Genomic DNA, 12,916 nt, shown 5'->3' with positions numbered 1-12,916 from the left:
CATTGCTGGCGGGCTTCGTCATCGGACCAGCCCGCGCCGCGGCTGACCGTTCGTCCTGAGTAGGCCCGTCAGGGCCGTATCGAAGGCTCTCATGAGGTGCTGCCGTCACGCCCCCTTCGATACGCGGCTGCGCCGCTACTCAGTCCGCTCAGTCCGAACCGATGGTGAGGGAGGAATGCACAAAATGTCTTGCGGTCAGTCACATCCCGGCTTGTGCATATGAAGGTTCGCGCATAGAATCATTCGCGGAACATGTGTTCCAACGTCGCTCGGACGGTTCCGGGCGCTTACGTGAAAGTCTTCCATGACGCAATCCGCCGATTCGCGCGATCCCTCGCGCTCGCCTGACGCTTCTTCTTCCTCTTCCTCCGTTTCTGCTGCACCCGCCGACGCCTTCCCGGTCAGCTTCCCGCGCATCGAGCGCCTGCCGCCCTACGTCTTCAACATCACCGCCGAACTGAAGATGGCGGCGCGCCGGCGTGGCGAGGACATCATCGACATGTCCATGGGCAACCCCGATGGTCCGACGCCACCGCACATCGTCGAGAAGCTGGTGGAGGTGGCGCAGCGCCCCGACACGCATGGCTATTCGTCCTCCAAGGGCATCCCGCGCCTGCGCCGCGCCATCGCGCATTGGTATCGCAGCCGCTACGAGGTGGACTTCGATCCCGACAGCGAGGCCATCGTCACCATCGGTTCCAAGGAAGGCCTGGCGCACCTGATGCTGGCCACGCTGGACAAGGGCGATACCGTGCTGGTACCCAATCCCAGCTATCCCATCCACATCTACGGTGCGGTCATTGCCGGCGCCAATATCCGCTCCGTGCGCATGAGCCCCGGCGTGGACTTCTTCGACGAGCTGGAACGCGCGGTGCGCGAGAGCTACCCCAAGCCGAAGATGATGATCCTGGGCTTCCCCTCCAACCCGACCGCGCAGTGCGTGGAGCTGGAATTCTTCGAACGGGTGGTCAAGCTGGCACGGGAACACCAGATCCTGGTGGTGCATGACCTGGCCTATGCCGACATCACCTTCGATGGCTGGAAAGCGCCGTCCATCATGCAGGTGCCAGGTGCGCGCGAGGTCGCGGTGGAGTTCTTCACCCTCTCCAAGAGCTACAACATGGCCGGCTGGCGGATCGGCTTCATGGTCGGCAATGCCCGCCTGGTGGCGGCCCTGGCGCGCATCAAGAGCTATCACGACTACGGCAGCTTCACGCCGGTACAGGTGGCGGCCATTGCCGCGCTGGAGGGCGACCAGGCTTGCGTGGAGGAAATCCGCGCCAACTATGAAAAGCGCCGCAACGTACTGGTCAAGGGCCTGCACGAAGCCGGCTGGATGGTCGATGTACCCAAGGCCTCGATGTACATCTGGGCGCGCATTCCGGAACCGTATCGCCAGTTCGGCTCGCTGGAGTTCTCGCGCATCCTGCTGGAGCAGGCCAAGGTCTGCGTCTCGCCCGGTATCGGCTTCGGCGAATATGGTGACGAGTACGTGCGCTTCGCCCTGATCGAGAACGAGTCCCGCATCCGCCAGGCCATTCGCGGCATCAAGACCATGTTCAAGAACGCCAAGGGGGCGTGATACAGGTCTGAAGTCGAGGCTAAAGTCGAGGCTAAAGTCGAGGCCACAGTCGAGGCCACAGTCGAGGCTATAGCCAGGGCGGCGCCGGAACTGCGCCGCCTGGCTGAGGTCTTAGCTGAACCTTCAGTTTTTTGATGATTAATATGATTAAAAAAACAATATTCGCCACCCTGTTCGCGCTTGCGGCCTCCGCTGCGGTCCTGCCCGTGGCGCAGGCCCAGGTGTCGGTCAACATCAACATCGGCGCGCCGCCGCCACCGCGGGCCGAACCGTTGCCGCCGCCGCGTCATGGCTATGTGTGGGCACCGGGTTTCTGGGACTGGGACGGGCATCACCATGTGTGGCGTCAGGGCCATTGGATGCGTGAACGGCCCGGGTATGTCTATGCCGCTCCGGTCTGGCATCAAGGGCCGCGTGGCTGGGAGCTGCAGCGTGGCGGCTGGCGCGGCGGCCCGCCACCGGGTCGGGGGCCGCGTGATCATGACCGTCATGACCGGCATGATGATCGTGGTCCCGGTGGAGGACCTGGCCACGGACCGGGCTGTCCGCCGGGGCATGCGCGCAAGGGTGAGTGCTGATCCAGCCGCAGGAACGGCTGAGACCGGTCAAGCCAAGAAAAATCGGCCGCGACGTGAAGGCGTCGCGGCCGATTTTTTATGGAACAGGCAACGGCCTCAGGTCTTGTCCATCAAGGCCGAGATGGCGAAGGACACGATGCCTGCCGTGATGCAGATCACGGCCAGCCGATAGTGGGGAATGAGCTTGCCGACGAAGGGCAGCAGGAAGTACAGGACGATGGCGATCAGGATGCTGGTCAGGAGTCTTTTCATTGTCATGGCGATGAGGGTTGAACGCTGCCGCTATGATAGTGCGATTTGCTCGTCGTGGTGACGTCAGCGCGCTGCCGGGCTGGCTGCCGGGGGTGTCGTCGGCGCTGCCTTGCGAACGGCGTTGGGGGTGGCGGGTGCGATGGGTGCAGTGGGCGCAGCATTGGCGGCCGGCTTGAGCGGTGTCGCGCCCGGCGGCAGCTGCTCGTCCTCGTTGTCGTTCTTGGGGCCTCCGCCATGGGCATTGAAGAAGCTGATCACGGTGCGCGAGGTATCCAGGTTCTGCGAGGACTTGCCGCCATTGATGATGGGCACCACGCCGCCCGGCCAGGCATGGCCGCCGCCCTTGACCTCATACAGCACCACCGCCTGCGGATCGGTCTTGCTGGCATAGGTGTATTGGCGGATGGTGGTGCCGTCGCCGGCGGTATCGGGGATGTCGTTGACGGTCGGGCGCGGATTGGCGCCGTCGGCCTTGATGAAGGCTTCGATGCTGCGTGCCACCGACAGGCGCGGCACCTGCGAGACTTCCTGCTTGCCCATGCCACCCAGGAAGGGAATGAAGGGGTCGTCGCTGCCGTGGATGTGCAGCAGCGGCATGGGGGCCTTGACGGTCTCGGACGGCACGTCCAGTACCGCGCTGACCACGGCCACCGCCTTGAACAGTTCGGGCGCTTCGGCGGCCATGCGATAGGCCATCATGCCGCCATTGGACACGCCCACCAGATAGACGCGCTGGCGGTCGACCAGACCATCGGCGACCAGCTTGCCGACCAGGGCGCGCAGGAAGGCCACGTCATCGACCTTGTGCATCTGCGCATAGCCGCAGCAGCCGCCCGAATTCCAGGTGCGGGCGTCGATGGCCAGACCGGTACCGTTTGGGTAGACGATCATGTAACCGGCGGCCTCGGCAATCTCGGTCAGGCCGGTGGCGCGCGCCATCAGCGAGCCGCTGGAGCCGCTGGCATGCAGGGCGATGATCAGCGGTTGCGCTTCGCCGACGACGTTGCGTTCGGAAAAATAGGCGCGGGCCAGATTGCCCACGCGCAGGGTCTTGAGGGAGAGATCAACCGCCTGGCCGGGCAGGGCCGTCAGCAGGGACAGGCCGCACACGGCCGCCAGTACGGCACGGCGCAGTGCGCGTGAGGGACGGTGGTGTTTCGGGAAGCAAAGCGTCATGGAAGCATGGGCAGGCAGGGTTGACCAACAGGATTGGTCAACGATAGTGGGCATTTCCGTGATGGTAATGCCCATGACGTAGCGACGCAAAGCGATTTACACCCTGCGCCGGCAGCCAACCTGCCCGCCGGCTCAGCCGCGGGCCGGGATATTCAGGCCGCGCACCACGGCCGGACGCGCCACGAAGGCTTCCAGCGCGCGCGCCACGTTCGGGAAATCCTTGAAGCCGACCAGCTCGGCCGCTTCGTAGAAACCGATCAGGTTGCGAATCCAGGGGAAGGTGGCGATGTCGGCGATGGAGTATTCGTCGCCGGCCAGCCACTGATGCTGCGCCAGCTGCTTGTCCATGACGCCCAGCAGGCGCTTGGATTCGTTGACGTAGCGGTCGCGCGGCCGCTTGTCTTCATATTCCTTGCCGGCGAAGCGATGGAAGAAGCCCAATTGGCCGAACATCGGACCGACCCCACCCATCTGGAACATCACCCACTGGATCACCTGGTAGCGCGCGGCGGCATCCTGCGGCAGGAACTTGCCGCTCTTTTCGGCCAGGTACAGCAGGATGGCGCCGGATTCGAACAGCGGCAGCGGCTTGCCGCCCGGGCCGTCGGGATCGATGATGGCCGGAATCTTGTTGTTCGGGTTCAGCGACAGGAAGGCCGGCGACATCTGGTCATTGGTCTCGAAGCTCACCAGGTGGGCTTCGTAGGGCAGGCCGGTTTCTTCCAGCATGATCGACACCTTCACGCCATTGGGCGTGGGCAGCGAGTACAGCTGGATGCGTTCGGGATGTTGCGCCGGCCATTTCTGGTCGATGGGGAAGGCAGACAAGGTATGGCTCATGTGGGGCTCCTAGGCAGCGGAAATATGGAACTCGCGGTCCTGGGCGAATTTCTCGAAGGCCTCCACCGTCACCGGCCGGCAGAAGAAATACCCCTGATAGGCATGACAGCCGGCATCGGCCAGGAAGGAGCGCTGGGCGTCGGTTTCAACGCCTTCGGCGATGACGCCCAGGCCCAGGCTCTGGGCCAGGTTGACGATGGTCTTGGCAATCGAGGCGTCGTTGGGATCGATCAGGACATCGCGTACGAAAGACTGGTCGATTTTAAGCTGATTCAGCGGCAGCCGCTTGAGGTAGGACAGCGAGGAGTAGCCGGTGCCGAAATCGTCCAGCGAAAACTCCACGCCATAAGCCTTGAGGGCGAACATCTTCTGGATGATGTCCTCGACGTTGTCCACCAGCAGGCTTTCGGTGAGTTCCAGTTTCAGGCGACGCGGGTTGGCGCCGGTGCGTTCGATGGCGTCGAGCACGGTCTGCACGAAATCGGGTTCGCGCAATTGCGGCGCACTGACGTTGACGGCGATGGAGAGCTCGGCCATGGCCGGACGCTTGGCCCAGATCGCCAGTTGCTTGCAGGCGGTCTCCAGCACCCAGTTGCCCAGGGAGAGGATCAGTCCCGTCTCCTCGGCCAGCGGGATGAAGTCGCCCGGCGGCACCATGCCACGCTGTGGATGCTGCCAGCGCACCAGCACTTCGGCGCCGGTCACGCGTCCACCTTCGACCACCTGCGGCTGGTAGTGCAGCAGCAACTGGTCGCCCTCGATGGCCTTGCGCAGGCCGGCTTCCAGGGTGGCGCGCTCCAGCACGGCGGTCTGCATCGCCGGATCGAAGAAGCGCAACGCATTGCGGCCGGTCTCCTTGGCCTTGTACATGGCCAGGTCGGCCTGCTTCATCAGTTCGTCCACCGAGGCCGCGCGCCCCAGGAAGACGGTAGCGCCGATGCTGGCGGTGGCGCGGTATTCGACGTCGTCCAGCTGGAAGGTCGAGCCCAGCGCGGCCAGGATCTTCTCGCCGATGGCACGGGTCTGGGTGGCGGCTTCCTGCTGCAGCTCGTTGAGCCCTTCCAGCACCACCACGAACTCATCGCCGCCGACCCGGGCCACGGTATCGTTTTCGCGCACGTTGGCCACCAGCCGCTGGGCTACCTGCTTGAGCAGGGTGTCGCCCTTTTCATGGCCGACGGTGTCGTTCAAGGTCTTGAAGTGGTCGAGGTCGATGAACAGCAGCGCGCCGCAGGTGCGGGTGCGCAGCGACAGGGCGATGGCCTGCTTCAGGCGATCCAGCAGCAGGGTGCGGTTGGGCAGGCGGGTCAGGGCGTCGAAGAAGGCCAGTTCGCGGATGCGCTCCTCGGCCAGCTTGCGGTCGCTGATGTCGTGATGGGTGCTGACGTAATGGGTGACCTGGTTGTCCCGGTTCTTGACCGCCGAGATGGTCAGCCATTCGGGATAGACCTCGCCGTTCTTGCGGCGGTCCCAGATTTCGCCCTGCCATTTGCCGAAGCGCCGGATGCTCTCGCGCATTTCCTGAAAGAAGGCCGGGCCGTGGCGGTCCGAGCGCAGCAGATTGGGGTGCTTGCCGACGATTTCCTCGGCGGTATAGCCGGTGATTTCGGTGAAGGCCTTGTTCACGCGCAGGATCTTGCTGTTGGCATCGGTGATGAGCATGCCTTCGCGTGAATCGAAGGCCACTGCCGAGATGCGCAGTTCGGCTTCGATCTGCTTGCGATCGGTGATGTCGCGGCTGCTGGTACGAAAGCCCGTGAAGTTGCCCTGCGAATCGGTGATCGGTGCCGATGACAGGGCCAGCCAGAACACCGTGCCATCCTTGCGCACGCAACGGAACTCGACATCCTCGCGCTTCTGGCCGTCCATGCAGCGTGCCAGTTCGGCGCGGATGCGGCGTTCGTCATCGGGGTGCACGATGCAGCCGATGAAGTCCGGCATGGCCAGGCATTCCTCGACGCTGTAGCCGGTGTAGTCGCGCACGGCATGGTTGATCCAGCGCGGGCGGCCGTCCAGGCCCCACCAGACTTCCCAGTTGACGGTGCAGTCGGCAATGGCACGGAACTGTTCTTCGCTGGCGCGTAGCTCCACCGTCATCTTCTGCGCCAGTCGCACCGCGCGCACCCGGCTGGACATCATCAGCCAGGCCAGCAGCGCCAGGGTGATGCTCATGCCGATACCGGTGGCGGCGATCAGGGGTTCGGCGTTGCGGCCAAACTGGGCGTTGAAGGCGTCGGTGGTGTGCATCGACAGCGTCCAGTTGTGATTGGCCACGACCAGGTATTCGTCGGCCTTCAGGCGGGCCGGCAGCTGTTGGTCGGTGACCGCGGAGCGGTACATCAGCGCTGCGGGCTCCTGGGTCACGCCGTCGTACAGCGAAAAGACGATGGTGCGGGTGTTTTCGCCATAGAGGCTGGCGATCACGTCGCTCATGCGGAAGACCGCATGCACCCAGCCGATCAGACTGGCGCGACGTTGTTCGATGGTGCCTTGCGGCTTGCCGCGCTCATACAGCGGCAGGTACATCATGAAGGCCGGTATTGCCGGTCCTTCCTGGGCCAGCTCCAGCTTGCCGGAGATGGTCGCCATGCCGGAGTCGCGGGCCTTTTCCATGGCCGTGCGCCGCACCGGATCAGACCACTGGTCGTTGCCGAAGGGGAAGCGATTGCGGCCCACGTAGGGCTCGCGCAGTACCGTGGGGGCATAGCCGTCACGGGTGCCGGGCGGGCGTATCTTGTAATCGGTCACGCCCTGGCGCGCCATGCGCGCCAGATGCGCATCCAGCCCGGCGGCGGGGACCCACTCCTCGATCGAGATGACCTGGATGCCGGAGAAGTTGGCGTCCAGGTTCAGGGCCTCCACGTAATCGCGGAACTGGTTGCGGTCGATGTTGCCGGTAGCACCCACCAGGCCCTGCACGCCGTGCAGCATCTGTTGGTAGGCGGCCATGCGCTGCTCGATGCGGCTGACCGTCTCGCGCAGCACGGAGGAGAACTGGGTATGCAGTTCCTTGCTGGCGGCTTCGCGCTCGTGGTCCCAGGCGGTCCAGGTCACACCCAGTCCCGTCACCAGGATCAACAGCGGGAGCGGGAGCAGGCGCAGCCAGTTCACGGCTTGCTCTGGAACTGGACCATGGCGGCGGCCAGTTCCGGGTTGAAGTATTTCGTGAAGATGCGCAGCACCGTGCCATCGGCCAGCATGCCATCGACCAGGGCACGCCATTTATCCTGTTCGGCCGGTGTCAGCGCCTTCTTCGACATGATCAGTCCATGCGGGATCGAAGGATCTTCGAAGCTGATGATGGCGGTGGCATCGCGGATGCGTTTTTCTTCCACCACCGGGTAGTCGAAGGGCTCCATGATCATGCCCTGGATGCGGTTCTGCAGTAGCGCCTCGTAGAGTGGCTCCAGGCCACCGGCAAGCGAGACGCGATTGGCCGCAGTGAGCCGGTCGACCATGCGGTTGGCATTGGCGCTGTAGCGAAAGCCGCGGATCACGCCCAGCTGGAAGTTTTCGCTGCGGGCCACGTCGGCCAGTTGCGTGATGCCGGCATCCTTGCGCACCAGCAGGTAATACTTGTTGCTGAAGTACCAGGCGAAGCTGGCGTACTGGTCGCGTTCGCGGTTGGTGATGCCGGAGAGGCTGAAGTCCAGCGCCCCCGACTCGATCAGCTGCCAGATGCGCGCGCGCGACATCAGGCTGACATTGACCTTGCAGCCACTGCGACGGATCAGTTCGTCGGCGAAATCCTTGTCGATGCCGGTATCGGTGGCGGCCGAGTAGAGCAGGCCGTGATCATGCAGGGCCAGGGTGTAGGGACGCGAACAATCCGGTCCGGTGGGGCTGGCGGCCAGGCTGGCGGTACCGGGGGTGAGCAGTGCCGTCATGAACGCTGCCGCGCCTGCCCAGGCCACTGCGCGTTTGCCAAAGATGTGACTGAAAATACCGCCCCCTGTTTGTACTCCACCACACGGACGCCTCAGCCATGATCTGGCGGATTATCGCCTTGGCCTGCAGGTCGTCCTTCCCTGAATCGTCGCTGTGGCGACGCTATCCATCTGTTCTTGTGTTTCCACGCCGGAACGGGCCGTGGTGTGAGCACCTGTGCCTGCAGACAAAACGCCGTGGCGCTGCAGGTCTGGCGGCTCACCAGATGTCGGGGGATGTTACCCGAGCACATTCCAATGCGCAACACAATGCGCGAGCCTTTGCAATTGGCTCTTGGGAAGGGGGGGCTGGCCCGGGGAAAACGGCGCGACGCCGGGCCGGCGTCGCTACCAGCATCAGATGTACATGCCGCCGGAAACTTCCACCCGTTGGGCATTGATCCAGCCATTGTCCGGGCGCAGCAGCGAGGCAATGGCCGCGCCGATGTCGTCCGGCAGGCCGACGCGTCCCAGCGCGGTCTGGCCGGCTACGAAGGCGTTGAGCTCGGCGTTGTCACGCACCCGGCCGCCGCCGAAGTCGGTTTCGATGGCACCCGGCGCGACGGTGTTGACGGCGATGCCACGCGCACCGAATTCCTTGGCCATGTAGCGCGTCATCACTTCCACGCCGCCCTTCATGGCGGCATAGGCGGCATAGCCGGGCAGGGAGAAGCGTGCCAGGCCACTGGAGATGTTGATGATGCGGCCACCCTGGGCCAGCAGCGGCAACAGCGCCTGGGTCAGGAAGAACACGCCCTTGAGGTGGACCTTGAAGAGTTCGTCGAAGACCGCCTCGGTGGTCTCTTCGATGCTGGCATGCATGCCCATGCCGCCGTTGTTGACCAGGTAGCTGAAGTGCTGGACCTGCCAGTGCTGCTGGAGTGCGCTCTTCACCGATGCGGCAAAGGCCGGGAAGCTGGTGCTGTCGGCCAGGTCCAGTTGCAGCGCCACGGCCTTGCCGCCGAGCGCTTCGATCTCGGTCACCGTGGCCTGCGCGGCGTCACGGTTGCCGACGTAGGTGAGGATGATGCCCACGCCGTCGCGGGCCAGGTGCAGGGCGGCATTCTTGCCCAGACCACGGCTGCCGCCGGTGATGACGGCGATGCGCGCCGGGGTAGTGGAAGTGTTGATGTTGCTCATGTCGGGCTCCTTGGTTGGGAAAGTCGGGTGATTTGCTGAATCACGGAGCCCAGTATATTGAGAAGGTTTTTGCTAATAAATTTCTGATTTACTATTAGACTTTTCAATATTTGATAATAATCCGGGCGCGACATGAACCAGATGGACACCCTCAAGATCTTCCAGCGCGTGGCCGAGCTGGCCAGCTTCAGCGGTGCGGCGCGCCAGCTGGGCCTGCCCAATGCCAGCGTGTCGCTGGCCATCCAGCAACTGGAGCAGATGCTGGGCACGCGGTTGCTCCAGCGCACCACGCGGCGCGTGCAGCTCACGCCCGACGGCGAATCCTTCTACCGGCGCAGCAAGGAGTTGCTGGATGAATTCGAATCGCTGCGGGGGATGTTCCGTGCCGGCGGCCAGCCGCTGACCGGCAAGCTGCGGGTGGACATGTCCAGCGCCATGGCACGCGAGGTGGTGCTGCCGGCGCTGCCGTCCTTCCTGGCACAGCATCCGCAACTGGAGATCGAGCTGTCGGCCAGCGACCGCCGGGTCGACCTGGTGGCCGAGGGTTTCGATTGCGTGCTGCGCACTGGTACCCTGGACGATTCCTCGCTGGTGGCGCGCTGCATCGGTCATCTGGTGCAGATCAATTGCGCCAGCGCCGCCTATCTCAAGCGCCACGGCGTGCCGCGCACGCTGGAAGACCTGGCGCAGCACCAGCTGGTGCATTACCGCCAGGTGCTGGGCGGGCGTTCACCCGGTTGGGAATGGTTCGACGGCCGTCAGACGCATACCCTGCCCATGGCCGGCTGCGTCACCGTCAACAGCACCGAGACCTACTACGCGGCCTGTCAGGCCGGGCTGGGCCTGATCCAGTTGCCGCTGGTGGGCGCGGCCAAGCGCAAGATGTTCGATGGCGGCAAGCTGGTCGAGGTATTGCCGCAATACCGGCCTGCGCCGATGCCGGTGAATCTGATGTATGCCAGCCGCCGCCATGTGCCGGCGCGATTGGCGGAGTTCATGGACTGGCTGCATGCGCTGATCTTCCCGCTCACGCAGGAGGGTGGCCAGACCCGCTGACCCGCTGAGCCGAGCTGCTGAGCGCTGCGGGCTTGCCCGTGCGATCAGGCCAGCATGGTCTGGCCGACCGGATCGATGGTGACCGTGCCCCGCCCGATCTCGATGACCCGGCCACCGACCTGGATCGCGCCATCGGCGGCAACGTCCAGGTACAGCCGCGAAGGACGATCCACTTCCGCGCCCTGGTCGATGGCGAAGTGCGCTGGCAGTGCATGGCCGGTGGCGCTGAGCCAGCCACCCAGGTTGGCGCAGGCCGAACCGGTGCCCGGATCTTCGGCCACGCCGCCCCCTTGCTTGGTAAAGAAATAGCGCGCCAGCACCTGGCCAGGCTGTGTCGCGTCGAAGGCAAAGACGTAGGCGGTCTTGCGTCCCAGGCTGCTGACCGGCCAGCGTTGCAGTTGCGCGCTGTCGGGCTGGGCGCGGCGCACCGCCTCGGGCGAGACCAGCGGGATCAGGAACTGGTCGGCCCCGGTATCGACCCAGATCGGATCGCCGGCCAGGTCGCTTTCGTCCAGTGCCAGCAGGGCGGCCACCTCGGCGCGCGACAGGGGGGAGGGTGCCGTCTTCGGCCCGCCGGGGCAGGGCGCGGTAAAGGTCCAGACATCGCCTTGCGCGCGCACCGGCACCACGCCGGCCTTGAATTCCAGTGTCAGGGCGTCGCCCTTGCCGAGCAGCGCGCGCACCACCTGGGCCGTTCCCAGTGTGGGATGGCCGGCGAAGGGCATTTCATAGCCGGTGGTGAAGATGCGCACGCGGGCATCGGCCACCGTCGAGGGCAGGATGAAAGTGGTTTCAGAAAGGTTGAACTGCAGTGCCAGCGCCAGCATGGTGGCGTCATCCAGACCACGCGCATCTTCGAACACGCACAGGGGATTGCCGCCGAAGGTCGATTCGGCGAAGACGTTAAGCAGTCGGTAGGCGTAGGTGGCGGGCATGGAGGTCTCGCGGCAGGTTGGTCAGGCCGCCGATTGTAGCGACGGCCCCTGCCACGAGACAGGTACAGTTCACTCGTCGACGGCGATACAGTTACGGCCCAACTGTTTGGCGCGGTACAGGCGACGGTCGGCCAGTTCCAGGAACTCGATGCGCTGGTCCATGGGCGAGGGCACGATGGTGGCTACGCCTTGGGAAATGGTGACGGTCTCGGCGACCTGCGAGCTGGCATGCGGGATGGCCGCATCGATGATCAGGTTGCGGCAGCGCTGGGCCACCTGCAGGGCGGCCTTTTCGTCGCATTCGGGCAGGATCAGCACGAATTCCTCGCCGCCATAGCGGGCGAAGAAATCGCGACTGCGGGTGGCGGTCTCGCTGAGGATACGCGCCACCTGCTTCAGGCATTCGTCGCCGCGGATGTGGCCGTAGCGGTCGTTGTACTGCTTGAAGTAATCGATGTCGAGCATGATCAGCGACAGCGGCGCGCGTGAGCTCACCGCATTGGCCCATTCCACTTCCAGCGCCGAATCGAACATGCGGCGGTTGGCCACATTGGTCAGGCCGTCGCGATAGGACAGCGCCTCCAGTTCCTTCTGCAGTTCGATCAGGCGGGCCTCGGTCTTCTTGCGCTCGGTGATGTCGAACATGAAGCCGATCAGCGCATTGGGGCTGCCGTCTTCATTGCGCACCACGTGCACCACGTCGCGGATCCAGATGTGTTCGCCATCGCGGGTCAGGGCACGGTAATCGGCTTCGTGATCGGCGCCGGCCTTGGATTGCGAGATGCAGAAGTTGACCACCGCCTCGCGGTCTTCGGCATGGATGCGCATGGCCCAGTCGTCGGCGCTCTTCCAGCTCTCCGGCGCCCAGCCCAGCAGCTGTTCGATCTGCGGGCCGATGTAGGTGAACTGCATGCTGCTCCAGTCGATCTTCCACGGAATCGCCTTGGTCGATTCCAGCAAGGTCTTGTAGACCGTGCTATCGGGTTCCATTTGTTCTTGTGTGGGCTGGGTCATGGCGAGTCGTGGCTGTCCAATGCAATCTTGTGGTCGGGAAATTTTCGCGGGCGCTGATCGCTGTGCACTTGCCGTGCGGCAAGCAGGAAGCGTTCCAGTGCGCGCCGGTGGGCGCTTTCGCGCGCAAGGATAACGCGTCTTGCCGCATCTTTCCATTCGGCAGCAAAAAAAATGCCTGCACCCCGGTCTGTGTCTGGCCGGTTTGCGCAGGTACGAAGGCAGGCACCCTGCGCCCCCATCCCAGGGGTATCGTTTTTCCTTATACCCCTATCCTCATTCGGTATTTCCGCTTCCTGCGGGCCTGCGGATAGACTTCAGTCACAGCAGTTTTCGAGACGGAGATTGTTGTGTTGACCGCTACCACGGTCGAAGTGTCTGGCAGTGATGCACCGTACCCGGTGCAGTAATGGCAGACGC

The 12,916-nt window shown here is 64.2% G+C and carries 11 protein-coding genes; 3 read left to right on the top strand and 8 right to left on the bottom strand.

Annotated elements, in window-relative coordinates:
• Window positions 1-304 precede the first annotated feature (304 nt).
• Together alaC and HFRIS_RS24815 are read left to right on the top strand one after the other, a co-directional pair.
• Window positions 305-1,582: an alanine transaminase gene (gene alaC / locus HFRIS_RS13335; protein WP_006463899.1), complete on the top strand. Its 1,278-nt coding sequence runs from the start codon at window positions 305-307 to the stop codon at window positions 1,580-1,582.
• Between the two features lie 146 nt (window positions 1,583-1,728).
• Window positions 1,729-2,160: a YXWGXW repeat-containing protein gene (locus tag HFRIS_RS24815; RefSeq protein WP_420865068.1), complete on the top strand. Its 432-nt coding sequence runs from the start codon at window positions 1,729-1,731 to the stop codon at window positions 2,158-2,160.
• Window positions 2,161-2,256: 96 nt separating this feature from the next.
• Here the strand turns inward: HFRIS_RS24815 and HFRIS_RS25560 are convergent, their stop codons facing one another.
• The 6 genes from HFRIS_RS25560 to HFRIS_RS13310 form a co-directional block, all read right to left on the bottom strand.
• Window positions 2,257-2,412, bottom strand: a complete 156-nt coding sequence (locus HFRIS_RS25560; RefSeq protein ID WP_166757930.1) for a hypothetical protein — start codon at window positions 2,410-2,412, stop codon at window positions 2,257-2,259.
• Window positions 2,413-2,475: 63 nt separating this feature from the next.
• Complete coding sequence (locus HFRIS_RS13330; RefSeq protein WP_209443013.1) at window positions 2,476-3,588, bottom strand: CE1 family esterase; 1,113 nt, start codon at window positions 3,586-3,588, stop codon at window positions 2,476-2,478.
• Window positions 3,589-3,720: 132 nt separating this feature from the next.
• Window positions 3,721-4,428 (bottom strand): glutathione S-transferase N-terminal domain-containing protein, encoded by a 708-nt coding sequence (locus HFRIS_RS13325; RefSeq protein WP_006463896.1) that lies wholly within the window; start codon window positions 4,426-4,428, stop codon window positions 3,721-3,723.
• 9 nt (window positions 4,429-4,437) lie between these two features.
• The gene (locus HFRIS_RS13320) at window positions 4,438-7,539 is read right to left on the bottom strand and encodes a bifunctional diguanylate cyclase/phosphodiesterase (protein WP_006463895.1); all 3,102 of its coding nucleotides are present in this window, start codon (window positions 7,537-7,539) and stop codon (window positions 4,438-4,440) included.
• A complete protein-coding gene (locus HFRIS_RS13315; RefSeq protein WP_006463894.1) occupies window positions 7,536-8,315 on the bottom strand; it encodes a substrate-binding periplasmic protein in 780 nt (259 codons plus the stop codon). Before HFRIS_RS13315 ends, HFRIS_RS13320 begins: the two co-directional genes overlap by 4 nt.
• A 396-nt stretch (window positions 8,316-8,711) precedes the next feature.
• A complete protein-coding gene (locus tag HFRIS_RS13310; RefSeq protein ID WP_006463893.1) occupies window positions 8,712-9,494 on the bottom strand; it encodes an SDR family NAD(P)-dependent oxidoreductase in 783 nt (260 codons plus the stop codon).
• Window positions 9,495-9,626: 132 nt separating this feature from the next.
• On the opposite strand from HFRIS_RS13310, the gene HFRIS_RS13305 reads away from it, so the two are divergent.
• Window positions 9,627-10,550: a LysR family transcriptional regulator gene (locus HFRIS_RS13305; RefSeq protein ID WP_006463892.1), complete on the top strand. Its 924-nt coding sequence runs from the start codon at window positions 9,627-9,629 to the stop codon at window positions 10,548-10,550.
• A 44-nt stretch (window positions 10,551-10,594) separates the two neighbouring features.
• Here HFRIS_RS13305 and HFRIS_RS13300 read toward each other — a convergent pair whose 3' ends face one another.
• Together HFRIS_RS13300 and HFRIS_RS13295 are read right to left on the bottom strand one after the other, a co-directional pair.
• Window positions 10,595-11,485, bottom strand: coding sequence for a PhzF family phenazine biosynthesis protein (locus HFRIS_RS13300; RefSeq protein ID WP_006463891.1), 891 nt, complete (start codon window positions 11,483-11,485; stop codon window positions 10,595-10,597).
• Window positions 11,486-11,554: 69 nt separating this feature from the next.
• On the bottom strand, window positions 11,555-12,475 hold the full coding sequence (locus HFRIS_RS13295) for a GGDEF domain-containing protein (protein WP_006463890.1): 921 nt from the start codon (window positions 12,473-12,475) through the stop codon (window positions 11,555-11,557).
• Window positions 12,476-12,916: the final 441 nt, after the last annotated feature.

This window comes from Herbaspirillum frisingense GSF30 (assembly GCF_000300975.2).
Classification (GTDB): Bacteria; Pseudomonadota; Gammaproteobacteria; order Burkholderiales; family Burkholderiaceae_D; genus Herbaspirillum; species Herbaspirillum frisingense.
The sequence above is the reverse complement of the archived record's forward strand: the minus strand, read 5'-3'. Positions and strand labels throughout refer to the sequence as shown.